The organism is Achromobacter sp. JUb104, from assembly GCF_024806975.1.
Taxonomy (GTDB): domain Bacteria; phylum Pseudomonadota; class Gammaproteobacteria; order Burkholderiales; family Burkholderiaceae_B; genus Achromobacter; species Achromobacter spanius.
This window is the reverse complement of record NZ_JANUEY010000003.1, coordinates 1-25,182: the sequence shown is the minus strand read 5'-3', so window position 1 is coordinate 25,182 and position 25,182 is coordinate 1. Positions and strand designations below refer to the sequence as shown.

The 25,182-nt window shown below is 64.2% G+C and carries 17 protein-coding genes; 11 read left to right on the top strand and 6 right to left on the bottom strand.

Annotated features, from left to right (window positions below):
* Positions 1 to 159: 159 nt before the first annotated feature.
* A complete protein-coding gene (hrpA, locus tag M2361_RS20570; RefSeq protein ID WP_259251556.1) occupies positions 160 to 4,212 on the top strand; it encodes an ATP-dependent RNA helicase HrpA in 4,053 nt (1,350 codons plus the stop codon).
* 69 nt (positions 4,213 to 4,281) lie between these two features.
* Here hrpA and lpxO read toward each other — a convergent pair whose 3' ends face one another.
* Positions 4,282 to 5,181 carry a lipid A hydroxylase LpxO gene (gene lpxO / locus M2361_RS20565; protein WP_100857002.1) on the bottom strand — a complete coding sequence of 300 codons (900 nt, stop codon included), beginning with the start codon at positions 5,179 to 5,181 and terminating at the stop codon, positions 4,282 to 4,284.
* A 161-nt stretch (positions 5,182 to 5,342) separates the two neighbouring features.
* Here lpxO and dnaE point away from each other — a divergent pair, with 161 nt between their 5' ends.
* The 7 genes from dnaE to M2361_RS20530 are packed head-to-tail and all read left to right on the top strand — an operon-like array spanning position 5,343 to position 14,513.
* Positions 5,343 to 8,834: a DNA polymerase III subunit alpha gene (dnaE, locus tag M2361_RS20560; RefSeq protein WP_259251555.1), complete on the top strand. Its 3,492-nt coding sequence runs from the start codon at positions 5,343 to 5,345 to the stop codon at positions 8,832 to 8,834.
* Positions 8,834 to 9,934 carry a glycosyltransferase family 4 protein gene (locus M2361_RS20555; RefSeq protein WP_259251554.1) on the top strand — a complete coding sequence of 367 codons (1,101 nt, stop codon included), beginning with the start codon at positions 8,834 to 8,836 and terminating at the stop codon, positions 9,932 to 9,934. Before dnaE ends, M2361_RS20555 begins: the two co-directional genes overlap by 1 nt.
* Positions 9,931 to 10,779 carry a polysaccharide deacetylase family protein gene (locus tag M2361_RS20550; RefSeq protein WP_259251553.1) on the top strand — a complete coding sequence of 283 codons (849 nt, stop codon included), beginning with the start codon at positions 9,931 to 9,933 and terminating at the stop codon, positions 10,777 to 10,779. The genes M2361_RS20555 and M2361_RS20550 overlap by 4 nt, the downstream gene beginning before the upstream one ends.
* Positions 10,776 to 11,528: a glycosyltransferase family 2 protein gene (locus tag M2361_RS20545; protein ID WP_259251552.1), complete on the top strand. Its 753-nt coding sequence runs from the start codon at positions 10,776 to 10,778 to the stop codon at positions 11,526 to 11,528. The genes M2361_RS20550 and M2361_RS20545 overlap by 4 nt, the downstream gene beginning before the upstream one ends.
* A complete protein-coding gene (locus M2361_RS20540) occupies positions 11,525 to 12,649 on the top strand; it encodes a glycosyltransferase (RefSeq protein WP_259251551.1) in 1,125 nt (374 codons plus the stop codon). Before M2361_RS20545 ends, M2361_RS20540 begins: the two co-directional genes overlap by 4 nt.
* A 9-nt stretch (positions 12,650 to 12,658) precedes the next feature.
* A complete protein-coding gene (locus M2361_RS20535) occupies positions 12,659 to 13,384 on the top strand; it encodes a polysaccharide deacetylase family protein (protein ID WP_259251550.1) in 726 nt (241 codons plus the stop codon).
* Positions 13,359 to 14,513: a glycosyltransferase family 4 protein gene (locus tag M2361_RS20530; protein WP_259251549.1), complete on the top strand. Its 1,155-nt coding sequence runs from the start codon at positions 13,359 to 13,361 to the stop codon at positions 14,511 to 14,513. The genes M2361_RS20535 and M2361_RS20530 overlap by 26 nt, the downstream gene beginning before the upstream one ends.
* A gap of 63 nt (positions 14,514 to 14,576) precedes the next feature.
* Here M2361_RS20530 and M2361_RS20525 read toward each other — a convergent pair whose 3' ends face one another.
* Genes M2361_RS20525 through M2361_RS20515 form a run of 3 tightly spaced genes read right to left on the bottom strand, consistent with a single transcriptional unit; the run spans position 14,577 to position 16,607 of the window.
* Positions 14,577 to 14,858: a YkgJ family cysteine cluster protein gene (locus tag M2361_RS20525; protein ID WP_391442059.1), complete on the bottom strand. Its 282-nt coding sequence runs from the start codon at positions 14,856 to 14,858 to the stop codon at positions 14,577 to 14,579.
* The gene (locus M2361_RS20520) at positions 14,855 to 15,619 is read right to left on the bottom strand and encodes a YdcF family protein (RefSeq protein ID WP_259251546.1); all 765 of its coding nucleotides are present in this window, start codon (positions 15,617 to 15,619) and stop codon (positions 14,855 to 14,857) included. Before M2361_RS20520 ends, M2361_RS20525 begins: the two co-directional genes overlap by 4 nt.
* Before the next feature lie 16 nt (positions 15,620 to 15,635).
* Positions 15,636 to 16,607 (bottom strand): glycosyltransferase family 9 protein, encoded by a 972-nt coding sequence (locus M2361_RS20515; RefSeq protein WP_259251545.1) that lies wholly within the window; start codon positions 16,605 to 16,607, stop codon positions 15,636 to 15,638.
* 107 nt (positions 16,608 to 16,714) lie between these two features.
* Between M2361_RS20515 and msbA the strand changes: the two genes are divergently transcribed.
* The 3 genes from msbA to M2361_RS20500 all read left to right on the top strand — a co-directional run bounded on the left by msbA (position 16,715) and on the right by M2361_RS20500 (position 22,363).
* Positions 16,715 to 18,490, top strand: a complete 1,776-nt coding sequence (msbA, locus tag M2361_RS20510; RefSeq protein WP_259251544.1) for a lipid A export permease/ATP-binding protein MsbA — start codon at positions 16,715 to 16,717, stop codon at positions 18,488 to 18,490.
* A 66-nt stretch (positions 18,491 to 18,556) separates the two neighbouring features.
* Positions 18,557 to 20,365, top strand: a complete 1,809-nt coding sequence (locus M2361_RS20505) for a monovalent cation:proton antiporter-2 (CPA2) family protein (protein WP_259251543.1) — start codon at positions 18,557 to 18,559, stop codon at positions 20,363 to 20,365.
* Between the two features lie 582 nt (positions 20,366 to 20,947).
* On the top strand, positions 20,948 to 22,363 hold the full coding sequence (locus tag M2361_RS20500) for a sensor domain-containing diguanylate cyclase (RefSeq protein ID WP_310508923.1): 1,416 nt from the start codon (positions 20,948 to 20,950) through the stop codon (positions 22,361 to 22,363).
* 10 nt (positions 22,364 to 22,373) lie between these two features.
* Here M2361_RS20500 and M2361_RS20495 read toward each other — a convergent pair whose 3' ends face one another.
* A complete protein-coding gene (locus M2361_RS20495) occupies positions 22,374 to 23,075 on the bottom strand; it encodes a DUF3053 domain-containing protein (protein ID WP_259251541.1) in 702 nt (233 codons plus the stop codon).
* A 188-nt stretch (positions 23,076 to 23,263) separates the two neighbouring features.
* On the bottom strand, positions 23,264 to 24,745 hold the full coding sequence (gene rng / locus M2361_RS20490) for a ribonuclease G (protein WP_259251540.1): 1,482 nt from the start codon (positions 24,743 to 24,745) through the stop codon (positions 23,264 to 23,266).
* Positions 24,746 to 25,182: the final 437 nt, after the last annotated feature.

The following is a 25,182-nucleotide window of genomic DNA, read 5'->3' as shown; positions in this document are numbered from 1 at the left end:
GCCGTCCCATGACGGCGTGGCGAAATTATATGGCCGACGGGGCGATGCGCAGGCGGGAAATCAGCGCTAATTTCGTGCCGGATTTCAACACGCTCGCGCGCGCGTTCAGGCAGGGACGCCATAGAAATTTATAATGCCCGGCTAACCGGACTATCGTACATGCCTGAATCATCCCGCCCGCGGGCGCCCAAAGCGGCTTCCCCGGGGGCCAACGACGCGTCGGCCGCCCCGGCCGAGGCCACCCGCGCGCCCCGCCGGCCTGCGCGCCCGGCGCAGGCCGAACGCCCTGGCCGCCCGGAGCGTACCGAGCGCGCCGAGCGCCCGCCGCGCGCGGATCGACCCGAGCGCCCTGAGCGCCCGCCGCGTGCCGACCGCCCCGAGCGCCCGATTCCCGTCGTGGCCTATCCCGAAGACCTGCCCGTCAGCGCGCGGCGGCAGGAAATCGCGCGCGCCATCGCCGGCCATCAGGTGGTGATCGTCAGCGGGGAAACGGGCTCGGGCAAGACCACGCAGTTGCCCAAGATCTGCCTGGAACTGGGCCGTGGCCGCCAGAAGATGATCGGCCATACCCAGCCGCGCCGCCTGGCCGCCACCTCGGTGGCCAAGCGCATCGCCGAAGAGCTGAACACGCCGATGGGCGAGGTGGTGGGCTACCAGGTGCGCTTTAACGACCGCACCGGCCCCAATGCGTCCATCAAGCTGATGACCGACGGCATTCTGCTGGCCGAGTCGCAGCGCGATCCGCTCTTGCGCCGCTACGACACCATCATCATCGACGAGGCGCACGAGCGCAGCCTGAACATCGATTTCCTGCTGGGCTACCTGAAGCAGTTGCTGCCGCGTCGCCCGGACCTGAAACTGATCATCACGTCGGCCACCATCGACGCAGACCGTTTCGCCAAGCACTTCGCGGCATCGGAAGACAAACCCGCGCCGGTCATCGAGGTGTCGGGCCGCCTGTACCCGGTGGAGGTGCGCTACCGCCCCGTGCGCGAAGAATTGGCCGAGGACGCCGCCGCGCCCGCCGCCAAGCCGGGACGCGACCGCGAACGCATGTCGGGCGACGAAGAGCGCGACCTGATCGACGCCATCGTCGACGCCGTGGATGAGTGCGCCCGCCATGGCCCCGGCGACGTGCTGGTGTTCCTGCCCGGCGAACGCGAAATCCGCGAGTCCGCTGAAGCCTTGCGCAAGCGCCACCCCGCCGGCACCGAAGTGCTGCCGCTGTACGCGCGCCTGTCGCAGGCGGAGCAAGAACAGATCTTCCACCCGCGCACCAACGCGCGGCGCATCGTGCTGGCCACGAACGTGGCCGAAACCTCGCTGACGGTGCCCGGCATCCGCTTCGTGGTCGATAGCGGGTTGGCGCGTATCAAGCGCTATTCGTGGCGCAACAAGGTTGAGCAACTGCGCATCGAGCCGATCAGCCGTGCGTCGGCCAACCAGCGCGCGGGCCGTTGCGGCCGCGTGGGTCCGGGCGTGTGCATCCGGCTCTACGACGAACTCGACTTCAATAACCGCGCGGCGTTCACCGACCCCGAAGTGCTGCGTTCGTCGCTGGCGTCCGTCATCCTGCGGATGAAGTCGCTGAAGCTGGACGACATCGAGCAGTTCCCCTTCGTCGAGGCTCCGCCGGGCCGCGCGGTGGCCGACGGTTATCACCTGCTGCAAGAGCTGGGCGCGATCGAGCTGGCGTCCGCCTCCGATGACGAGGCCGAAGCCTCGCGCACCGGCGCGTCGTTCATCCTGACCGAAACGGGCAACGAACTGGCCAAGCTGCCGGTGGACCCGCGCATCGGCCGCATGATTCTTGCCGCGCGTGAACATCAATGCCTGGCCGAGATGCTGATCATCGCCTCGGCGCTGTCGGTGCAAGACGCGCGCGACCGCCCCATGCAAGAGCGCGAAGCCGCCGAAGCCGCGCACGCCAAGTTCGCCGACGACAAATCGGAATTCATTTCCTTCCTGAAACTGTGGCGCTGGTATGGCGAACAGGTCCAGCACAAGGCGTCGCAGCGCAAGCTGGTGGGGCTTTTGCGGCAGAATTTCCTGTCACCCATCCGGCTGCGCGAATGGCACGACGTGCATACGCAACTGGCGGCGCTGGTGGGCGAGCAGGGCTGGCGCGTCAACCAGGCGGAAGCCACGTACGAGCAACTGCATCTGGCGCTGCTGTCTGGCCTCTTGGGCAATATCGGTTTCAAGAGCGACGAAGGCGGCCATTACCAGGGCGCGCGCGAAATCCGTTTCCACATCCATCCGGGTTCACGCCTGGTGAAGAAGGCGGGCCGCTGGATCATGGCGGCTGAACTGGTCGACACCACGCGCCTGTATGCCCGCTGCGTGGCGCGCATCGATCCCGTGTGGCTGGAAAAGGTGGGTGCGCATCTGATCCGCAAGAACTGGTCGGACCCGCGTTGGGAAAAGAAGGCCGGGCAGGTCGTGGCCAACGAGCGCGCCACGCTGTATGGGCTGACCATCTACACGGGCCGGCGTATCCATTACGGCCGCGTCAACCCGACGCAAGCGCGCGAACTCTTCATCCGTCAGGCGCTGGTGCCGGGCGAGATCGACACGCGCCTGCCGTTCGTGGCGCACAACCGCAAGCTGATTGCCGGCATCGAAAAGCTGGAGCATCAGACACGCCGCCCCGACATCCTGGTGGACGACGAACTGATCTTCGCCTTCTACGACCGCCAGCTTCCGGCCGATATCTCGCAGACCACCTCGCTGGAAAAGTGGGTGTCCGGCCTGGACAAGGCCGCGGCCGCCAAGCTGATGCTGACGCGCGACGAGCTGATGCGGCACGAAGCCGCCGGCGTCACTACCGATGTCTTTCCCAAAAAGGTGGAATGGCAGGGCGTGACGATGGCGCTGGACTACCACTTCGAGCCCGGCTCCCCGCGCGACGGCGTGACCCTGTCGGTGCCGCTGTTTGCGCTGAACCAGATTGACCCGGACCGCTGCGAGTGGCTGGTGCCCGGCATGCTGAAGGAAAAAGTGCACTTGCTGCTGAAGTCGCTGCCGCAAAAGCTGCGCCGCCATTGCGTGCCGCTGCCCGACTACGCGGCCGGTTTCTACGACCGCTGGTTTGAACGGCAGGCCGATCCGCAACAAGGCCTGGTTGACGCGATCATTGCCGACATGTGGGACCAGGTGCAGGTGCGCCCCGCCGTGGGTGACTTCAAGCTTGAGACCTTGCCCGCCCACCTGTTCATGAACTTCCGCGTGGTGGACGAGCACGGCCGCATGCTGGCCGCCGGGCGCAACCTGGCGCAATTGCGTGCGGAATTCGGCAAGCAGGCGCAGGCCACCTTCCAGCAACTGGCCGCCAGCGATACGCAGGTGGCCCAGGCGCTGGCGCACGAAAACCTGACGACGTGGTCGTTCAGCCCCTTGCCCGAAATCATGGAGATCAAGCGGCGCGGCCAATCGGTCATCGGCTATCCCGCTTTGGTGGACCGGGGCGCGCATTGCGACCTGGACGTGTTCGACGACCCGGACGAGGCGCGCAAGCATCACCGCGCCGGTCTGCTTAAGTTGTTCCGCCTGGGGCTGCGCGAGCAGGTCAAGTTCCTGGAAAAGAACCTGACCGACCTGACCAAGATCAGCATGCTGTACATGACGCTGGGTACGCAGGAAGAACTGCGCGACCAGATCATCGATTGCGCGCTGGGCCAGGCGTGCCTGGCCGAACCGTGGCCGGTGAACGAGCAGCAGTTCGACGCCCGCCGCGCCGAAGGCAAGGGGCGGCTGGGGCTGTTGGCGCAGGAAGTGGCCCGGCTGGCCGGCGCGGTGCTGACCGAGTACGCGGCCGTGCAACGCAAGCTGCCGCAAGCCAAGCCGCATGCCTCGGCCTATGCCGACCTGCAACAGCAGTTAAGCGCGCTGATGCCCAAGTGGTTCATCCGCGACACGCCTTATGCGCAGTTGTCCCATTACCCGCGCTACTTGAAGGCGGCCATTGCCCGCATCGATAAACTGCGCGCCGACCCGGCGCGCGACGCCAAGCTGGTGGCCGAGATGGCGCCGCTGCTGACGCAGTACCAGCGCGCCAGATCGGCATTGAAGGGCGCGCCGGACCCGCGTCTGGACGAATTCCGGTGGCTGCTTGAAGAACTGAGGGTGGCGTTGTTTGCGCAAGAACTGCGCACGCCGATGCCGGTTTCGGTGAAGCGGCTGATGAAAAGCTGGGAATCGATCAAGCGCTGAAACTGGCTTGAACGGGCGGGTGGCGCGCGCCAGCGCACGTGTCACCCATCCAATGACGGTGTCTAGTGTTCAGATGGCAATGAAGCCCACGACCACCAGCGCAATCAGGGCGAACTTGGTCACCTTGTAGGCCGTGCGGTTCCACGTCTTGAACGCCTTGCGCTTTTGGTCGATGACCCAGTGCGCGTGCGTCAGCCGGTTGATGGCGCCGGTTTGGTCCCCGCCGTCGTTGGGCGAACTGGCCGCCGACATCACCACGCGCCCGAACCAGCGGTTGAACGCTTCGGCCCAACGCCATTTCAGCGGACGCTCGACGTCGCAGAACAGGATGATGCGGTTCTGCTCCGAGTGGTTGTAGGCCTCGTGCACGTAGGTTTCGTCGAACACCACGCTTTCGCCATCACGCCAGCTATAGGATTCGCCATCGACGATGATGTGGCAGCGGTCATCGTTGGGCGTCACCAGGCCCAGGTGGTAGCGCAGCGATCCGGCAAACGGGTCGCGGTGAGGATTCAACTGGCCGCCGGGGGGCAGTTCGGCGAACATCGCGGCCTTGACCTTGGGCAGCGTCTTCAGAATGGCGACGGTCTTGGGGCAGAGTTCTTCGGCGGAGGGGTGGCGGGCGTCATACCACTTCAGGTAGAACCGCTTCCAGCCATATTTGAAGAAAGAATTGAAGCCGATGTCGTTATGGGCGTCGGCGGCTCGGATCCGCTGCATTTCCGCCATTTGAACGGCTTCTTCGCGGATCGTCTCCCAGTTGTCGTCCAGGACCTTGAGTTCGGCGATTTCGCTGGTCGTCAGGTAGGGGGTGGACGGCACCCGCGAGGCCAACACCATGAAGGCGTTAACGGGGGCCAGCAATACGGAGTGGTCCAGCAGTTGCCGGCCCAGCGGCAGTTTGACTCGGCCTCGGAAGTGCGCAAACAGGATGGCGGCCAGCCATATCCCGGGTATTAACCATTTCATACGTAAACGTCGTCCTGCGACAGATGGGTCAGATCGACCCTGTATTGTTACACAACGTCCCTGAAGTTCGCCTTAAGGTCCCCTTCAGCTTCCGTGCGGCGCCGATTTCGAAATTACGGACGCAGGGGCTTGGACCGTGATCCCTGGGTACAATTCCCGCTATGTCCGAAGCCGTAACAAACCCGACCCCCTTTGTGCATCTGCGTGTCCACTCCGAGTTTTCGGTGGTGGACGGTATTGTGCGCATTCCCGACCTGATCAAGCGCGTGGCCAAGCTGGGCCAGCCCGCCGTGGCGCTGACCGACCTGTCCAACCTTTTCGGCCTGATCAAGTTCTACAAAGGCGCCCGCGGCGCGGGGGTCAAACCCATTGCCGGCTGTGACGTCTGGTTGAGCAATGATGACGACCCGTCCAAGCCTTTCCGCTTGTTGTTGCTGGTGCGCAACCATCAGGGCTACCTGAACCTTTGCGAACTGCTGTCCAAGGCGTTCCTGACGAACCAGGGCAAGGGCCGCGCGGAGGTCCGCCGGGAATGGCTGCAAGGCCAGCAAGGCCTGATCGCGCTGTCGGGCGGCCGCATGGGCGACGTGGGCCAGGCCTTGGACGCCGGCAACGCGGTGTCGGCGCTGGCGTTGGCGCGCCAATGGGCGCATCTGTTCCCAGGCAGCTACTACATTGAATTGCAGCGCGCCGGCATGGACGGCGACGAAGCCTACACGCAGGCGGCCATGCGGCTGGCGGGCGAAGCCGGTTTGCCGGTCGTGGCCACGCACCCCGTCCAATTCCTGGACGAATACGAATTCCAGGCGCACGAGGCCCGCGTCTGCATCGCCGAAGGCGAAATCCTGGCCAACCCGCGCCGCGTGCGCCGCTTCACGAAAGAGCAGTACCTGCTCAGCTCCGAGGAAATGGCGCGCCGCTTCGCCGACGTGCCCTCGGCGCTGGCCAACACGGTTGAAATCGCCAAGCGCTGCAACCTGAGCCTGGTGCTGGGCAAGCCGCGCCTGCCCAACTTCCCCACGCCCGACGGCGTAACGCTGGACGACTACCTGGTCCAGTTGTCGGAAGAGGGCCTGGAAAAGCGCATGGCGTTCCTGTTCCCGGACGATGCTGAACGCGAATCCAAGCGCGAGCAGTACTACGAGCGCCTGCGCTGGGAATGCAAGACCATCATCCAGATGGGCTTCCCGGGCTACTTCCTGATCGTTCAAGACTTCATCAACTGGGGCAAGAACAACGGCGTGCCCGTCGGCCCGGGCCGGGGCTCGGGCGCGGGATCGCTGGTGGCCTACGCGCTGGGCATCACCGACCTGGACCCCATCCGCTATGACTTGCTGTTCGAGCGCTTCCTGAACCCGGAACGGGTCTCCATGCCCGACTTCGATATCGACTTCTGTCAGGACAACCGCGAACGGGTCATCGACTACGTCAAGGAAAAGTACGGCCGCGCCGCCGTGAGCCAGATCGCCACCTTCGGTACGCTGGGCGCCAAGGCCGTGGTGCGCGACGCCGGCCGCGTGCTGGACATGCCCTATATGTTCTGCGACGGCTTGTCCAAGCTGATCCCGTTCAACCCGATGGACCCGTGGTCGCTGGAACGCACCCTGAAGGACGAACCCGCCTTCAAGGACCGCTACGAACAGGAAGAAGAAGTGCGCGCGCTGGTCGACCTGGCCAAGCCGCTGGAAGGCCTGACCCGCAACATCGGCATGCACGCGGGCGGCGTGCTGATTGCGCCCGGCAAGCTGACGGATTTCTGCCCGCTGTATTGCCAGCCGGGCCAGGAAAACAGCGCGGTGTCGCAGTTCGACAAGGACGACGTCGAAGCCGCCGGCCTGGTCAAGTTCGACTTCCTGGGCCTGCGCAACCTGACCATCCTGGACTGGGCCGTGCGCTACGTGCGCCAGTTCAACGAGGACAAGCGCGACTTCGACGTCATGGCGCTTGAACTGGACGACCCGGCCGCCTACAAGATCCTGTGCGACGCCAATACCACCGCCGTGTTCCAGTTGGAATCGCGCGGCATGAAAGAGCTGCTGAAGAAGCTGCGGCCGAACACGTTCGAAGACATCATCGCCATGCTGGCCCTGTATCGTCCGGGGCCGCTGGAATCCGGCATGGTGGACGACTTCGTCAACCGCAAGCACGGCCGCGCCGCGGTGGACTATTTCCACAACGACCTGGAAAGCACGCTGAAAAGCACCTACGGGGTCATCGTCTACCAAGAACAGGTGATGCTGATCTCGCAGATCATCGGGGGCTATTCGCTGGGCGGCGCCGACCTGCTGCGCCGCGCCATGGGCAAGAAAAAGCCCGAGGAAATGGCCAAGCACCGCGAATTGTTCGAACAGGGCGCCAAGGAAAAGGGCCACGACCCGGACTTGGCGGTCAAGCTGTTCGACCTGATGGAAAAGTTCGCGGGCTACGGTTTCAACAAGTCGCACTCGGCCGCCTACGCGCTGATTTCGTACCAGACCGCCTGGCTCAAGGCCTATCACCCCACCGAATTCCTGGCCGCCACCATGTCGTCCGATATGGACGACACGGACAAGGTGCAGATTTTCTGCCGCGACGCCCAGGACAACGGCGTTGAAGTGCTGCCGCCCGATGTCAATTTTTCGGGCTACCGCTTTGAGCCGGTCAAAGACAAGTACACCGAAAAAGGCAAGCCGCCGCGCACCATGCGTTATGGCCTGGGCGCCGTCAAGGGCACGGGGCAGGGCGCGGTCGAAGACATTCTGCGCGCCCGCAAGGAAGGCGGCCCGTTCCTGAACCTGTTCGACTTCTGCCGCCGCGTGGGCAAGCAGGCGGTGAACCGCCGCACCATCGAAGGGCTGATCAAGGCCGGCGCGTTCGACACCATCGAACCGAACCGCGCCGCGATGCTGGCGTCGGTGCCCACCGCGATGGAAGCGGCCGAACAGGCCGCGCGCAGCGCCAACCAGGCTTCGCTGTTCGGTGACGACAGCGGCGACGTCGTGGCGGGCGAACTGGCCAAGGTGGCGCCGTGGGACCTGCACAAGAAGCTGACGGAAGAAAAATCCGCGCTGGGCTACTACTACAGCGGCCACTTGTTCGACGCCTGGCGCGACGAAGTGCGCCGCATCGTGCCGATGCAGTTGGCGCGCGTGGAACCGCAGCGCGATCTGCAATGGATGTGCGGCGTGCTGGCCAGCGTGCGCGTCATGATGACGCGGCGCGGCAAGATGGTGTTTGCCGTGCTGGACGACGGCACCGCGCAGGTCGAGATCTCGGTGTTCAACGAGCTCTACGAAAAGCATCGCAACCGTTTGCGCGAAGACCAACTGGTCATCGTGCAGGGCAAGGTCAGCAATGATGACTACTCCGGCGGCATGCGCATCGTGGCCGAACAGCTGTACGACCTGCAACTGGCCCGCGAAGCGCGCGCCAAGTCGCTGCGCGTCAAGCTCAATGGCTCGGCCGATGCCGCCCGCTTGCGCCAGATGCTGAACCCGTTCCGCGCCGAACCCGAGAACGGCATTCCGGGCGTGCCCGTCGATATCGTCTACACCAAGAACAATTTCAATTGCACTGTGCGCTTGGGCGAAGAGTGGCGCGTACGCATGGCCGACACGCTGCTGGAAAACCTGAATGCCTGGACCAAACCCGATGGGGTTGAGGTGACTTATTGATGCGAAGCCTGCGTATCGTCCATTCGGAAGCGGCCACCAGTTTCGGGGGCCAAGAGGGGCGGATCTTCAAGGAAATGACGGCCATGCGTGCGCGAGGCCACCACGTTGAAGCCATCGTCCAATCGAGGGCCTTGCTGGTCGAACGCCTGACGGACGCCGGCTTCACGGTGCACAAGGTCGACATGGACGGCCCGGTGAATTACTTCAAGGGCGTGGCCGCCGTCCGCCGGATATTGCGGGAAGGGCGCTTTGATGTGCTCAACACGCATAGCCGGCGCGACACGGTCATCGCGGGCATGAGCGGCCGTTTGGCCGGCACGCCGCTGATCGTGCGGACGCGCCACCTGTCGAACAAGGTTGGTTCGATGTGGTCGTACACCTGGCTGCCGCATCGTGTCACGGCAGTCAGCGAGCATGTGCGCAAGTACCTGATTCAGCGTGGCGTGCCCACTAACAAAGTGGCCACGGTCTATTCGCCGATCGTGCTGCCGGCGCCCGTCGAACGCTCGACTTTGCGCGACGAACTCGGCCTGGCCGATGACGATATCGTCGTGGGCTGTGTGGCCGTCATGCGTGCCACCAAGGGCCACAAGGACCTGATCGACGCGATGGTGCCGCTGATGGCAAGCCGGCCGAAGCTGCACCTGGTGTTTGTGGGGGGCGGCTCGCCGGTCTTCGAGCAAACGCAGGAATATGTGGCCAAGCTGGGGCTGCAACATCGCATCCACTTGATGGGCATGCGCCGCGATGTGCCCAATCTGTTGTCGGGGTTCGACGTGTTTGCGCTGGCCACGCAGCAAGAGGCGTCGGGCACGGTCTATGTTGAAGCCCAGGCTAGTGGCCTGCCGGTGGTGGGCACCGACGTGGGCGGCGTATCCGAAATGTTCCGCAACGGCGACACGGGCATCCTGGTGCCGCCGAAGAACCCCCAGGCGCTGACCGATGCGCTGCAACGCCTGATCGACGACCCGGCGCTGCGCCGACGCATGGGCGAAGCCGGCCGCAAGATGGTCTGGGAAGAAGCCGTGTTTTCGCCTGCGCGTCTTGCCGAAACCACCGAAGCCATCTATCTGAAGTGGTTGGCGGAACGCGCCGCATGAACGCGCCCAACGTCCCCGTGCTGATGTACCACCATGTCACCCCCGCGGGCGGCATGATCGCGGCGACGCCCGATGTCTTCGACGCCCAGCTTGCGCGTCTGGCGCGCGCGGGCTACCAGTCGTTGACGGCCGCCCAGTTCGCCGGCTACCTGGCCGGCCAGCCGGTGCCCGAGCGTTCCGTGCTGATCACCTTCGACGACGGCTACCTGAATAACTGGGTGCACGCGCATCCGGCCCTGGCGCGCCATGGCATGCGCGCCGTGCTGTTCACCATTACCGGCTGGATCGGCGACGGGCCGGTGCGGCCGCACGCGGGGCAGGGCGGCGTGCTGCCGGCCACGCCCGACCACGACGCCTGCAAGCAGTTGGTGGCGTCGGGCCGCAGCGACGAGGCCATGCTGCGCTGGAGCGAGATCGAGGCCATGCAGGCCGCGGGCACCTTCGAATTCCATTCGCACACGCACACCCACACCCGCTGGGACAAGGTCTGCGGCAATGACGCGGACGCCAAGCGCGCGCACATCGCGCAAGAACTGCACGATTCCCGCCAGGCCCTGGTGCAGCGCCTGGGTTCGGTCAGCGACCACCTCTGCTGGCCGCAGGGCTATTTCGACGCCGACTACGTGGCGGCCGCCCGGCAAGCCGGTTTTGCGCACCTGTACACGACCGACCCCTTCGGCCAGAACACGCCCGGCGCGGACCCCGAACACATCTATCGTTTCGCCGTGCGCAATCAGGGCGGAAGCTGGCTCAACCGGCGCATCTGGTTGTCGCGCGACCCCTTGTGGGGGCCCCGCTACCATGCCTGGAAAGCCTGGAAAAAGCGTCTTAGGAATCGCGGATGAAGCTATCAGTCATCATCATCACCAAGAACGAAGCGGCGAACATCGCCGCCTGCCTGAAGTCCGTATCCTTCGCCGACGAATTCATCGTGGTGGATTCGGGCAGCACCGACGGCACCGTCGAATTGGCCCAGGCCTTGGGTGCGCGCGTTGAAGTCACGGCCGATTGGCCGGGTTTCGGCCCGCAGAAAAATCGCGCGTTGGATCTGGCGACGGGCGACTGGGTGTTGTCTATCGACGCCGATGAGCGCGTCACGCCCGAACTGGCGCGTGAAATCCAGGACGTCCTGGCCAACCCGCGCGCCGACGCGTACGAGATCGCCCGCCTGTCGAATTTTTGCGGCAAGGACATCCGCCACAGCGGCTGGTGGCCCGACTACGTGCTGCGTTTGTTCAAGCGCGGCACGGCGCGTTTCACCGATGCCGCCGTGCATGAGCGGGTGGTGCCCACCCAAGGCCAGCCGCTGAAATTGCAGGGCTATTTCAACCACTATCCCTACGACAACCTGGACGCGCTGATCAACAAGGTCAACCGCTATTCCTCGGACGCGGCGGCCATGATGTACGCCAAGGGGCGCCGCACGTCGGTGTTTGGCGCGCTGGGCCATGGGTTCTGGACGTTTGTGCGTATCTACCTGATCCGGCGCGGGTTTCTCGATGGCAGGCATGGGCTGGTGTTGGCCGTGACCGCCGCCGCGGGCAGTTTTTTCCGCTATTCCAAGCTGATGTTCCTGGCCGAGAAGCACAAGTGAAGATCCTCTACACGAACTTCCACGGCGGCAATGGTGGGGGGCACGTCACCTACATCATCAACCTGGCCCGCGCCCTGTCGCCCCACCACGACATCACCGTGGCCGCGCCGGCCACCAGCCGGCTGCACCGCTATGCGCGCGCGATTCCCGGCGTGACAGTGGTCGACATGCGCTACACGACGCGCCCGTCATCCTGGTTCAAGGACCGCGCCCAGCTAAGCCGCCTGATCAAGACCGGCGGCTTTGACATCATCCACGCCAACGGCTCGGCCGACCACAAGCAAGTGATGCTGGCCACGCTGGGCATGGCGCGGCGCCCGCGCATTGTGTTCACCAAGCACAACGATCACCCGCTTTCCAGCTTTGGCCACAAGCTGCGGGTAGCGCTGGCTACCGACCACGGCATCGCGGTCAGCGATTACATCCACGGCCTGATGCAGCGTTCGCCCTACCGCAAGCGCCCCATCACCACCATCCGCCACGGCATCGATACCAACTTCTTCGCGCCGCCACCGCCGGAAAGCCTGGACAAGCTGCGCGCGCTGATCTTTGGCGCGGATTGGCAGGGCAAGCTGCTGCTGGGCAGCGCGGGCGGCACCGACTTCGACAAGGGCTGGCTGGACCTGGTGGCCGCCGTGGCGGCCCTGCCCCCCGCGGACAAGGCGCGCGTGCTGCTGATGGTGGCGGGTGACCCGCCCTCCGAGGCCAAGCTGGCGCGCGTGCGCGAGCTGGGCATGATCGATCAGGTTCGCTTTCCCGGGCTGCTTGATGATGTGCGCGCCTCGCTGGCGTCCTGTCACGCGGGCTTCGTGCTGTCGTACCGTGAAGCCCTGTCGTTTGCCTGCCGCGAGATCATGGCCCTGGGCTTGCCGGCGCTGGTGACCAATGCGGGGGGGCTGCCCGAAAACGTGACGGACGGCGTCGACGGCTGGATTGTGCCCGTGCGCGACGTGGCCGCCATGGCGGACAAACTGCGTTTCATGCTGGACCACCCCGACGCGGTTCGCGAGATGGGCGCGCGTGCGCGTGAAACCAGCTTGCGCGACTTCAATCTCGAGCGTTTCGCGGCCGCCACATTGGATGTCTACCAGCGTACGCTGGATGGACGCCGGGCTCTATAATCCCGCCTTATGTCTATTCCAATTCTCATGTACCACCAGATCGGCGAACCCAATCCCAAGGGCACGCCGTTTCGTGGGCTGACCGTGCACCCCGACAGCTTTGCCCGGCAGATGCGCTGGATGCGCCGGCTGGGCTATCGCGGCCTGTCGATGCGCGACGTCATGCCGTATGTGCGTGGCGAACGGCAAGGCAAGGTATTCGGCATCACTTTCGACGACGGCTATCGCAACGTGCATCACAACGCGATGCCTGTGCTGAGCGAATTGGGATTCACCGCCACCAACTATTTCGTTGCCCGCCAATTCGACGGCGGCAACGTCTGGGACTCGCATAAAGGCATTCCGTTTTCCGCCTTGATGACGGTGGGCGAAATGCGCGAATGGGCGCAGGCCGGCAACGAAGTCGGCTCGCATACGCTGGACCACGTCCATTTGCCCGAAATGTCGCCCGACGAAGCGCGTCGCCAGATCGTGGAATCCAAGAACGAACTGGAACAGGCGCTGGGCGGGCCGGTTACCGCCTTTTGTTATCCCTACGGCGATCACGGCCCGGAGCATCGCGCCATGGCGCGCGAAGCGGGCTATGACAACGCCACGCTCACGCAGCGCGGCCTGGCCGCCGCGTCCGACGATCCCTTCGGCCTGCCTCGGGTGACGGTGGCGCGTTCCACCAACATCATCCGATTCCTGCAGAAGTGCCTGACCCGGTATGAAGACACCCGCCGGCGCCGTTGAGCGGCGGCTCCGCATCGCGTTGCTGGTGGACCGCTTCGGTAACCGCTTCGGCGGCGCCGAAGCCTACGGCGTGGAGCTGATGCGGGTGCTGGGCCAGCGCCACGACGTGTCGGTCGTTGCGCGTGACTTCGATAGCGACCTGCCGTTTAGCTTCCTGCCCGTGCGCTTTCCCGCTTGGCTGCCAAGCTGGATGCGCGTGCTGTACTTTGCCTGGCGCGCCGACCGGCTGACACGCGGCCGCTTCGACATCGTGCATTCGCACATGAACGGCTGGGCGGGCGAAATCCAGGTCATGCACGTGACGCCGGTGCGCTACAACCGCGTTGCGCGCGTCAACCTGCTACAGCGCATCAATTCGTGGCTGAGTCCGCGCCTGGCAACCTATCTGCTGCTGGAAAAGTTGCGAGTGCGGCGTGCGCCTGCTCGGCGCGTCGTGGCCGTGTCCGGCTTGATCATGGACCAGTTGCATCGCAGCTATGGCCCCGAGTTGCAGGTGGATATCATCGCGCCGGGGGTCAAACTGCCTTCGGCCGACGTGGCCACAAGGCGTAATGCGATCCGTGCCCGCCTGGGATGGGATGCTGGCACAATCGGCTGCCTGCTGGTGGCTCGCAACCCGCTGCGCAAAGGGCTGCCCGCGCTGCTGGATGCCCTGGCGCAACTGCCCGCCCATTACAAGCTGCTGGTCGTGGGCGCTGACGAGCCCACGCGCGACCGGGTCCGCGCGGCGGACGGCGTGGCGCACCGCGTCACGCTGGTCGACCCGACGCCGGACGTCGCCCCGTATTTCAGCGCGGCGGATATCTACGCGCACCCCACGCTGAATGACAGCTACGGCATGGCGCCGCTGGAAGCGATGTCGCACGGCCTGCCGGTGGTGGTCAGTTCGCCCGCCTACTGCGGCTTTGCGCAGTATCTGTCGGCGGGCAAAGACGCGCTGATCCTGCAAGACCCGCGCGATGGCGCCCAACTGGCCCAGGCGCTGGAGCGGCTGGGGTCCGAGCCGGAACTGCGGGCGGCGCTGATCGCGCGAGGCCTGGAGATTGCCCGCGATCAAAGCTGGGAAACGGTGGCTTCAAGGTACGAAGCGCTGTATGAAAAGGTGCTTCAAGCGCGGCAGGGCGGGTAAGCGGGTTATAGAGTGGCCCGCCCCAGCCGGGTTATCGAGTGACCCGCCCCAGCCGCGCCGGCCTCAATGCGCCGGCGCCGTCGCGCGCTCTAAATCGCCCAGCCACTGGATCGCATGTTCCCGGTTTGGGCCACACATCTCTTGCTGGGGTTGCAGGCCGCCGCAGAAGGCCGGGCGGGAAGGCTGGCCGAAGATGGCGCAGCGCATGTCGGGAAGCAGTTGGATACAGGGCACGCCCGCGGGCTTGCCTTGCGGCATGCCCGGAATAGGCTGGGTGATGGACGGGGCGATGCAGCATGCGCCGCAACCCGCCCGGCAATCCAGCGCCGCGGCCGTCAGGCTCATACCCATCCGCGCAGCCAGTAGACGAACAGGCCGGCGTATTCCTTGATGATGGAGCGGCTGGCGTCAAACGTACGCTGGTCAGGCAGCCAAAGCGGCAGTGAACCGTCAGCAGGCGCCACGATCTGCGGCGGGGCCGGCGCGGCGATGGCTTCCATGCCTTGCTTGGAAAAGGCCGCCATCGCGCGCGGCATGTGCAGCGCGGAGGTCACCAGCAGCACTTTGCTGATGCCGCGCGCCTTGAGCTTGTCTTCGGTCAAGGCCGCATTTTCATAGGTCGTGCGGCTGGAGTTTTCCAGGATCAGCGCGCTTTCGGGCACCCCTTGCTGGCGGATGGAGTGCGCCATGCCACGGGCCTCGGACACATCGCCTTCCAGAGCTCCACCCGACAGCAGCACCTTGGGCGCGCGTCCGGCCAGGTAGAGCTGGGCCGCCGTGTCGATACGGACGACGGCGGTCTCTTTGTCATAAGGCAGGAACCAGTTGGCGCGGCCATTGGCGGTATTGCCGCCCAGCACCACGATGGCGTCGGCCGTGGGTGAATCCGCGGGCGGCAGGTGTGGATAGCGGGTTTCCAGCGCGCCGCCCAACCACAGGGACGTCACCGGCAGCGACCACGCCAAGGCCCAGAGCAGGCCGGCGGCGATGAGGGCGCCGCCCGTCTTGCGCAACCTGAACAGGCCCAACACCAGGCCAATAACGACCAAAGTCACGCACAAGTTGAAAGGAATGATCAGATTTGCGAGATAGCTGGAAAAGGTCATGTGAAAACAGTCCTGATTACTTCGTCCCGTCCAGCAGGTTGGTCGCCTGCTGTTCAACTTCTTCGACGGACGGCCATGCGTGTTCGGATCCGACGCAGACGGCCCGAGGCGACCACGGGCCGGTCCGACCCGGTCGGGTCACGCCAAACAGCGCCAGTTCGCGGGCCGATGCCGCCGCGGCAACGTGGGACACCCCGGAATCGTTGCACACCACCAACGCCGCCCGTGCCGTCAGCGCGGCAAACGCGCCCAGCGGCAAGGGAGGTAGCAATTGCGCCGTGGGTGCATTGCGCCGCGCCTCGTCGGTTTCGGCCGGAGGGGGGCACATTACCACGGTATGGCCGCGGGCCTGCAAGGCGCGCGTCAGTGTATCGAATCCTGGCCAGACCTTGATCTTGCCCTTGTGCAGCCCGGTGGCGGTGGGGGCAATCAGCACAAAACGCTGCGCGCTCAGCCCGGCCGCCCGCAGCGCCTGGTCGGCGGCATCCTGGTGCGCCGCCGTCAGCGGCAGATCAAGCGTGGGCCCCGGTTGCGCCGGGCCGCTGGGCAGGCCCCAGCGGGTCAGGGCCTCGCGGGTCAGATGATGCCAGGACTGCACGGCGTGCAAGGTCTCGGCGGGTTTGGCCACGGGCCAGCGCAGCAGGAAGCTGCGGCCGTCGTCCCGATAACCGGCGCACGGCAGGCCCGCCAGCCGGAAAACCAGTGCGCTGGACAACGAGTCCGGCAGCAACAGGCCTCGGGCACGGCGGCCCAGCGCGCCCAGGCCGCGGCGGTGGGCGCTGACGGCGGCCCGATCGGGGCCGACCTTGCCGCGCATGGGGACGAAATCGTGCTTGGGGACCCCGTCCAACAGGTCGCGGGCCCAGGGCCTTGCGCAGATCACCAGGGGCAGGCCGCTGGCTTCCAACGCCCGCAGGCTGGGCAGGCTCATGCAAACATCGCCCACCCAATTGGGTAACCGGACGTAGATACAGCGGATATCGGACATGGATGGGTGGAGAGGCAAATTAGTCTTATTAGGGGTAGGGCGGCTCAGCGCGGCGGCGCGTAGCCAGTACAATCCTGGGCACAATTGTATAAAAGCGAGTGCTCCCTTTGAATTCTGCCGCACGCAACACACCCGCGGATTCCACTCCCGTCAAGTCCGAACTCTGGAACCGGATCTACAGCCGGGTGGGCGCCTATTGGAAGGGCTTGTTGCTGGCCGTCCTGCTGATGGCGGGCGCGGCGGCAACGCAACCCGTTCTGGCCGTCATTATGAAGCCCTTGCTGGACGGCGGCTTTTCCGGGGCCAAACCCTATTATGTCTGGGCCTTGCCGTTGGCGGTGGTGGGCCTGATCCTGCTGCGCGGCATCTGCAACTTCTTCAGCGATTACTTGCTGGCCTGGGTGGCCAACAACGTCCTGCTGGGCATGCGCCGCGACATGTTCGAGCGCCTGCTGGGCTTGCCCGATGAGGACTTCAAGCGCGGCGACACCGGGCGCCTGCTCAACCGCTTCACCATCGACGCCGGCAACGTCACCGGCTACGCCACCGACGTCATCACGGTGCTGGTCCGCGAAACCCTGGTCGTCATCGCCCTGATCTGCGTGCTGCTTTATATGTCATGGGTGCTTACGCTGATCATCCTGATCATGCTGCCCGTGTCGGTGCTGATCTCGCGCTTTTTCATCAAGCGTCTGCGCCGCATCAACCGCGACACCGTCAACATGAACGCCGAGCTGACCCGCGTGGTCGGCGAAGGCATCGACGGCCAGCGCGTCATCAAGCTGTTCGACGGCTATGAAGTCGAACGCGGCCGCTTCGATTTCGTCAGCCGCCGCCTGCGCCGGTTCGCCATGCGTACCGCCACGGCGGACGCGGCCCTGACGCCCTTGACCCAGGTCTGCATCTCGATTTCGGTGGGCGCGGTCATTGCCGTCGCGCTAAGCCAAGCCAATAGCGGGTCGTTGACGGTGGGCAGCTTCGCCTCGTTCATGGCCGCGCTGGCTCAAATTTTCGACCCCATCAAGCGCCTGACCAACGTGGCCGCCCGCATGCAGAAAATGCTGGTGTCGGCGGAAAGCGTTTTCACGTTGATCGACCAGAAGCCCGAGATTGACACCGGCACCAAGGAACTGGCCGAACCTGTGCGCGGCAAGGTGGAATTCCGCAGCGTCAAACATCGCTTTCCCGACGCCGACCGCGATACCGTCAACGACATTTCCTTCACCGTGGAGCCAGGCCAGACGGTTGCCTTGGTAGGCCGATCAGGCAGCGGCAAGACCACGCTGGTCAACATGCTGCCGCGCTTTGTGCTGGCCGATAGCGGAACCATCCTGGTGGACGACACGCCCATCAACGACCTCACGCTGCGCAGCCTGCGTTCGCATTTGTCCCTGGTCAGCCAGGACGTGGTGCTGTTCGACGACACCATCGCGGCCAACGTGGGCTACGGCGCGCTGGGCAAGTCCAGCGAACAGAAGGTGCGCGACGCCCTGGCGGCGGCCAACCTGCTGGAATTCGTGGAAGGCTTGCCGCAAGGCATCAATACCCAGGTGGGCGAGAATGCCGCCCGCCTGTCGGGGGGGCAACGCCAACGCCTGGCGATCGCGCGCGCGCTGATCAAGAATGCGCCCATCCTGATTCTGGACGAAGCCACCTCCGCCCTGGACAACGAGTCCGAGCGCCAGGTGCAGGCTTCGCTGGAACGCTTGATGAAAGGCCGCACCACGCTGGTCATCGCCCACCGCCTGTCCACGGTCCAGAACGCCGACCGCATCATCGTGCTGGATGCCGGCAAGATCGTCGAACAGGGCCCCCACTCCGAGCTGCTGGCCGCCAATGGCCTGTACGCCTCGTTGTACAAAATGCAGTTCCGCGACGACTGATCCTGAACTCCATCGGCTTTTGCCGCATCCAGGGCGCCAGGCCCGCCATGTAACCAGGAGCGCCCTATGGCTCTGCCTATGGAAGGCAATCAACTCGTCAACGTGGTCGTGCTATTGGGTGCGGCGGTAATCGCCGTTCCCATCTTCAAGCGCCTGGGGCTGGGGTCGGTGTTGGGCTACCTGGCGGCCGGCTTGGCGATCGGCCCATTCGGCATCGGCTTCTTTTCCGATCCCAAATCCATCTTGCATGTCGCCGAGCTCGGCGTCGTCATGTTCCTCTTCATCATCGGGCTGGAAATGCAGCCGTCGCGCCTGTGGAAGCTGCGGGGAGAAATCTTCGGGCTGGGTTTGGCGCAGGTGGTGGTCTGTGGCGGCCTGTTGACGGTAGTCGGCCTGTTGGCCGGCCTGTCGGGGCCGGCGGCCTTCATGGCAGCGATGGGTTTTGTGTTGTCTTCCACGGCCATCGTGATGCAGATTCTGGGCGAACGCGACGACAGCACCAGCGCGCAAGGCCAGCGGATTGTCTCGATCCTGTTGCTGGAAGACCTGGCGATCGTGCCCTTGCTGGCCCTGGTCGCCTTGCTGGCGCCTGCGGGCGGCGGCGCCGAACATGGCAACCCGTGGATGCAGTCCGCCATCGCCGTGGGATGCATCCTGGCCTTGCTGGCAGCCGGACGCTGGTTGCTGAACCCCTTGTTCCGCCTGCTGGCCGCCGCACACGCCCGCGAGGTCATGACCGCCGCCGCACTGCTGGTGGTGCTGGGGGCGGCCTTGCTGATGGAGCTTGGCGGGCTGTCCATGGCCATGGGGGCGTTCCTGGCTGGTGTGCTGCTGTCCGAATCCACCTTCCGCCATCAGTTGGAAGCCGAAGTCGAGCCGTTTCGCGGGATATTGCTGGGCCTGTTTTTCCTGGGCGTGGGCATGTCGCTGGACGTGTCGGCGGTGGTTCGCGAATGGCCCTTGATCCTGGCGGCAGTGGTCGCGTTCATGCTCGTGAAGGCCGTGGGTGTGTATGCGGTGGCGCGCCTGCTGCGCGCCTCGCACTCTGAAGCCGTGACGCGGGCCGCGTTGCTGGTGCAGGGCGGCGAATTCGCTTTCGTGCTTTATGGCGCGGCGGCCACGGCGGGCATTTTCGACGCACACACCGGCGCCGTCCTGACGGCTGTCGTCATTATCTCCATGGCGCTGACTCCCTTGGGCGTGCTGTCGCTGCGGTGGCTCCTGCCCAAACCCGAGCAATCGATGGACGGCGTGGATGTCGCCCAGGATCTGGACGGATGCGCCCTGATCGTCGGGTTCGGCCGTTTCGGCCAGATCGTCAGCCAAGCGATGCTGGCCCGGGGCTTGACGGTGTCTATCCTGGATACCGATACCGACGCCATCCGGGCCGCCGCCAAATGGGGCGTGAAGGTGTACTACGGCGACGGCACCCGCATCGACATGCTGCGCACGGCAGGCGCCGAACATGCCTGCGCCATCCTGATCTGTATCGACGACCCGCGGGCCGTGAATCACATGGTCAAGCTGATCAAGTCCGAATTCCCGCTGGTCCGGGTCGTTGTGCGGGCGTATGACCGGATCCATTCGCTGGCGCTCGCCAAGGAAGGGGTCGATTATCAAATCCGGGAAACCTTGGAGTCCGCCCTGCTGTTCGGCGGAGCCGCGTTGCGCGCCATTGGCGTGCCCGCGGACGAAGCGGAAGAGGTGGTAGAGGACGTGCGCCGGCGCGACGCCGAGCGTTTCGACCTGGAAGTCGCCGGCGGGCTGTTTGCCGGCCGGTCACTCATGTACGGCAATATGACCGGTCCGGCAGACGGTAAAAACGACAAACCCGACCGCGAAGCCGCCCCGGCTGATCTGACCCCGCTCGTGTAACGCTGTATATCTCTATATTTGCATTACTTTACGTATCATTTCACGCGCGGAATCAACGGACTGCGGTAGATTGGATCGCACTGACCCTTCGTCCATGAAGGGCTTTTGCCAGGGGGCTGCCATGCTGCATTCGGACCGGAGTTTCACGACACCGCACGCTGTAGGAGTTGAGCTTGCCCGACGCCAGGCTTTGGCGTTGCGGTGCGGTTTTTCAGCTGACGTCATGCGCCAGTTGCTGTCCCAGGCGGGCAGCGCGGCCCCTGCCTGGGCAATCAGCGCCCAGCGCGAAACGGACAAGGTTCGGGGCGTGCGCGCCTTTCCTTTCCGCATCGGCGCCACGGCAGCGCCTTAGCCGCCTTGCCGGGCCGGCGCGCCCGGCATGCCGACGGATCGTCCACGCTTTGCATTCCCGGTATCTTCCCGTGCGCGCGCGCAACCTTGCGCCGCGCGCCAGGCAGCGGCATTATCTCGCTGGATACCATCCGGATGTAAGCCCCGACACCCCGAACGGCATCGCCAAGGAGCGCCGGTTTGACGTCTCGCAGGTTTGTGCATCGCGCCCTGTACGCGCTGGCCGGACTCGTGGCCATCGGAATCTGTCTGGCGGCGGTCGCATTACTGTGGATCGATCGCCAGGCGACCTGGGTAGCGGCCCACAAGTCAGCACGTAATATCACCGGGGTGTTGGCGGCCGATATCGGCCGCACGCTTCATGTCTACGATTTATCCCTGCAAGGCGTGGTGGAGCGGCTGCGCGAGCCGGGCATCGACCATGTCAATCGCCCCACGCTGCAACGCTTTCTTTTCGACCGCTCGTCCACGGCGGGATACCTGGGTTCCATCCTGGTATTGGATGAGGCGGGAAACATTCGATATGACTCGACCTCGATCGATCCTCCGGCCGTGAATTTTTCCGACCGCGATTTTTTCCAGGTCCATCGCGACGCGCCTGATGTCGGCCTATACGTCAGCCGCCCCTATGTCAGCGTGCTGCGCCCGGGTGATGAAAGCATCGCGATCAGTCGCCGCATCTCTCATCCGGACGGCAGCTTTGCCGGCGTGGTCAACGGCTCATTGCGGCTGGCTTATTTCCGCGATCGCTTCGCCGAACTTTCGATCGGCAAGCACGACGCGATCACGATTTACCGCAATGATGGCGTGGTACTCGCGCGCATTCCGTATTCGGTGGACGACTTTCAGCGCAATGCCGAGGGCTCGCTGGCGTTCCAGCAATTCCTGATCCGCCGCGAGAGCACGTTCGTGGGCGCATGGGCGTCTGATGGCTTCAACCGCCTTCACACCTTTGACAGCATCGATAGGACGCCGCTGGTGATCGACGTAGCGCAGGACGTCGACGACGTGCTGGCGCCGTGGGTGCGGCGCGCGGTATTGGTAGTGCCGGTTACCTTGGCGCTGTTCTTGTCGGTGATGGCACAGATCGTGCTTTTCCGACGCGAAATGCGCTTGCGCGAGGCCTTTGAACAGCAACTGGAAGCGCGCGCGCAAACGGATGGATTGACCGGTATCGCCAACCGGCGCACCTTCGACGAGGCGCTCGAACGCGAGTGGGCGGCGGCGGCACGGGAGGCCGCGCCGCTCTCGCTTCTGTTCCTGGATGCGGACCACTTCAAACGCTACAACGACCGCTATGGCCATCAAGAGGGCGACGAACTGTTGAAGTTGCTGGCCCAGACGCTGATGCAAAAGGCCCGACGCCCGCGCGACTTGGCGGCGCGTTATGGCGGCGAAGAGTTCGTTGTGTTGTTGCCTGGCACCGATAACCGGCAGGCAACGGCCATCGCCGAAGCCATACGCAGCGCCATCGAGGCGCTGAGTGTCCCGCATGATGGGAACGACGGTGGCGTCGTCACGGTCAGCATCGGAGTTTCCACAGCGGTGCCTAGCGCGGACCAGGCTTCGTCGCGCTTGGTCGAGGCTGCCGATGGCGCGGTCTATCGGGCCAAGAAAGCCGGGCGCAACCAAGTCGCCGCGGCGTGATGGCGCAGGTTTATCGGCCCAGCATCAAGGCCTGCATGCGCGTCTGCGCCTGCTGCATGTTTTTCGCCTGATCATTCAGGTCTTGCAGCAGCTTATTCAGCTCGGCCTGCACGGCGGGGTCCTTCACCTTGATGATCGCGCCCGAGATTTCAATCTGCGCCTTGTGGGCTTCAACGTAGTCGGCAACCTTCAAGCCGCTGTCAAAGGTGGCGTTCAGTTCCGGCAGCACGTCGCGCAAGGTATCGGCGGGCAGGCTCACCGTCTTTTCGTAGGCCTTGTCGTACACGGCCTTCAGGTCTGCGGGCTGCTTGAGCTGCGCATGCGCGGCGTCGGCCTTGGCTTGCTGTTCTTTCAAGGCCACGCCCATGTCAGTCAGCGACTGTTGAACGCTCTTCAGGTCGTCGCGCCGCGTCACGATGTCGTTCAAAGAACGCATCGAGCCTTTCTGCATGACGCTCGACAAAGGCTTGATCGATGCTTCCATGCCGGCGTTGAAGTCGGTGATCACAGCGTAGTGCGACGTGTAATCGCCAAACGACTTCGCTTCCTCATCCGTCAGCTTCGGCACGCGCACGCCGGGCTTGTCGACGATGCGGGTCTGCAAGTACTGCGTAAACGCGGCACGTTGCTCGGGCTCCTTGTCGCCGCAAGCGGCCAGCACCAGCGGCAACGCCGCAACCAGCAGCAGGAACGGACGGAATAGGGACTTCATTGCATGAACCTCCGAAAGCATGAAAAAGGGCGCTTCAGGGTAAACCCTGTTAAAGCGCCCGCGAGCTTATCGGCTACTTTTCCCTACCGCCATTCGTTTCAAACTTGTTTTCAAACGAATCGTTAAGACACACAATCTGCGCACATTGAAGTGAATGCCCGCTGATTATCTGTTAAGCGCGCGAGGCATCAGACCAAAATGATGTCGTATTTTTCCTGCGAATACGTGCTCTCGACTTCCAGCGACACGCGCTTGCCAACAAAATCACCCAGCATGGCCAGGTGCTGGCTTTCTTCTTCCAGGAACAAATCCACGACATCTTGCGAGGCCAGGATGCGGAATTCCTTCGGATTGAATTGCCGCGCCTCGCGCAGTATTTCGCGCAGGATCTCGTAGCACACGGTGCGCGGCGTGCGCACATTGCCCCGCGATTCGCACATGGGGCAGGGCTCGCACAACTGATGCGCAAGCGAATCCCGCGTGCGCTTGCGCGTCATTTCCACCAAACCCAGTTGCGTGAAGCCATTGACCGTCATGCGCGTGCGGTCACGCGACAGCGCCTTTTTCAGTTCAGCCAGCACGGTGTCGCGGTGCTCCTGTTCTTCCATATCAATAAAGTCCAGGATGACGATGCCCCCCAGGTTGCGTAAACGCAGTTGCCGGGCAATGGCCTGGGCCGCTTCCAGATTCGTCTTGAATATGGTGTCGTCGAAATTGCGGCCGCCCACAAAACCGCCGGTGTTCACGTCCACCGTGGTCAACGCTTCGGTTTGGTCGATGATCAGGTAGCCGCCCGATTTCAAGTCCACCCGACGGGACAGCGCACGCGCGATCTCGTCGTCCACATTGGCGGTATCAAACAACGGGCGCTCGCCGCTGTAATGTTGGATGCGGTCCACCACGGATGGTGTGTAGATGCGCGCCCATTCCAGCATCGCCGAGCTCGTCGTGCGCGAGTCCACCAGGATCGTACCGGTGTGGGGCCCGACCATATCGCGCAAGACCCGTTGCGCCAGCGTCAGGTCCTGATGCAGAAGGGCGGGCGCGGGCTGGGTGCGCGCGGCTGCCTGCACACTCGTCCACAGCTTGCGCAAGTATTCCAGGTCGGCGGTCAGCTCTTCATTGTTGGCCCCTTCCGCCTGGGTTCGCACAATGAAACCGCCTTTTTCCTCAGGCGGCATCAGCGCCTGAAGCCGTTCCCGCAGTTGGATGCGCTCGGACTCGGTATCGATCTTCTGCGAAATACCAATATGCGGGTCGTGCGGCAGGTAAACCAGCATGCGCCCAGCCATGCTGATCTGCGTCGACAGGCGCGCGCCCTTGGTACCCAGCGGATCCTTGACCACCTGAACCATGAGGGTCTGTCCCTCGAACAGCAGCTTCTCGATAGGCGTGGGAGTCAATCCTTGGCTGCGTTCGCCCCGGTTTTCACGCAGGTCCGCAATATGGATGAACGCGGCGCGTTCAAGCCCAATATCAATGAACGCGCTTTGCATGCCCGGGAGCACACGAACCACGCGACCCAGGTAGATGTTGCCAACATGGCCCCGCTGGATGCTGCGTTCCACATGCAGCTCCTGTACTGACCCCTGTTCCACCAGCGCAACGCGGGTTTCAAACGGGGTCACATTGATCAGGATATCTTCGCTCTGGGCGATGGCTGGGGGCATAGCGTGCTCGTCTCCAAGTAGGTGCGGCGTACAGGCGAATAGTAAACGTACCCCAACGCTAGGCAAGTCCGGCGGAAGACTATCTATATATAGAGGGCTGGCGTGATGCGCCTGGCGATTACGGCGCTTGTCTTCCCGCAGGGCGGGCCGTCTTTGAGGATTCACACAACTTTCTTGCAGAGCTGGCGGGACAGCCCAAAAACTTGTGCTATAGTCTCGCTCCTTCGCAGTTCAGGCAGTTTTTGAACCGCGAAGCCAAGCAAGCACAACAGGCCACCCGGCAAGCGATCCGCAAGGAAACCTACCCCGGCCTGCCGCGAAGCAGCCAGTAGTAGTTATGCAGGCAGCCAAGCGGTTATTGCAAGGATTGCAGCAAATCAGGCAAAAGCCAGTTGCGCAATCTGCAAAAATCGTGCTATAGTCTTGGGCTTGGCTGG

Excerpts from the sequence above, each read along its gene's own strand:
- M2361_RS20495 (WP_259251541.1), bottom strand. The coding sequence starts at position 23,075 with ATGAAGTCCCTATTCCGTCCGTTCCTGCTGCTGGTTGCGGCGTTGCCG.
- M2361_RS20505 (WP_259251543.1), top strand. The coding sequence starts at position 18,557 with ATGGCTCTGCCTATGGAAGGCAATCAACTCGTCAACGTGGTCGTGCTA.
- M2361_RS20555 (WP_259251554.1), top strand. The coding sequence starts at position 8,834 with ATGCGAAGCCTGCGTATCGTCCATTCGGAAGCGGCCACCAGTTTCGGG.
- rng (WP_259251540.1), bottom strand. The coding sequence starts at position 24,745 with ATGCCCCCAGCCATCGCCCAGAGCGAAGATATCCTGATCAATGTGACC.
- M2361_RS20530 (WP_259251549.1), top strand. The coding sequence starts at position 13,359 with ATGAAGACACCCGCCGGCGCCGTTGAGCGGCGGCTCCGCATCGCGTTG.
- hrpA (WP_259251556.1), top strand. The coding sequence starts at position 160 with ATGCCTGAATCATCCCGCCCGCGGGCGCCCAAAGCGGCTTCCCCGGGG.
- M2361_RS20515 (WP_259251545.1), bottom strand. The coding sequence starts at position 16,607 with ATGTCCGATATCCGCTGTATCTACGTCCGGTTACCCAATTGGGTGGGC.
- M2361_RS20520 (WP_259251546.1), bottom strand. The coding sequence starts at position 15,619 with ATGACCTTTTCCAGCTATCTCGCAAATCTGATCATTCCTTTCAACTTG.
- M2361_RS20550 (WP_259251553.1), top strand. The coding sequence starts at position 9,931 with ATGAACGCGCCCAACGTCCCCGTGCTGATGTACCACCATGTCACCCCC.
- dnaE (WP_259251555.1), top strand. The coding sequence starts at position 5,343 with ATGTCCGAAGCCGTAACAAACCCGACCCCCTTTGTGCATCTGCGTGTC.
- M2361_RS20545 (WP_259251552.1), top strand. The coding sequence starts at position 10,776 with ATGAAGCTATCAGTCATCATCATCACCAAGAACGAAGCGGCGAACATC.
- M2361_RS20525 (WP_391442059.1), bottom strand. The coding sequence starts at position 14,858 with ATGAGCCTGACGGCCGCGGCGCTGGATTGCCGGGCGGGTTGCGGCGCA.
- lpxO (WP_100857002.1), bottom strand. The coding sequence starts at position 5,181 with ATGAAATGGTTAATACCCGGGATATGGCTGGCCGCCATCCTGTTTGCG.
- M2361_RS20535 (WP_259251550.1), top strand. The coding sequence starts at position 12,659 with ATGTCTATTCCAATTCTCATGTACCACCAGATCGGCGAACCCAATCCC.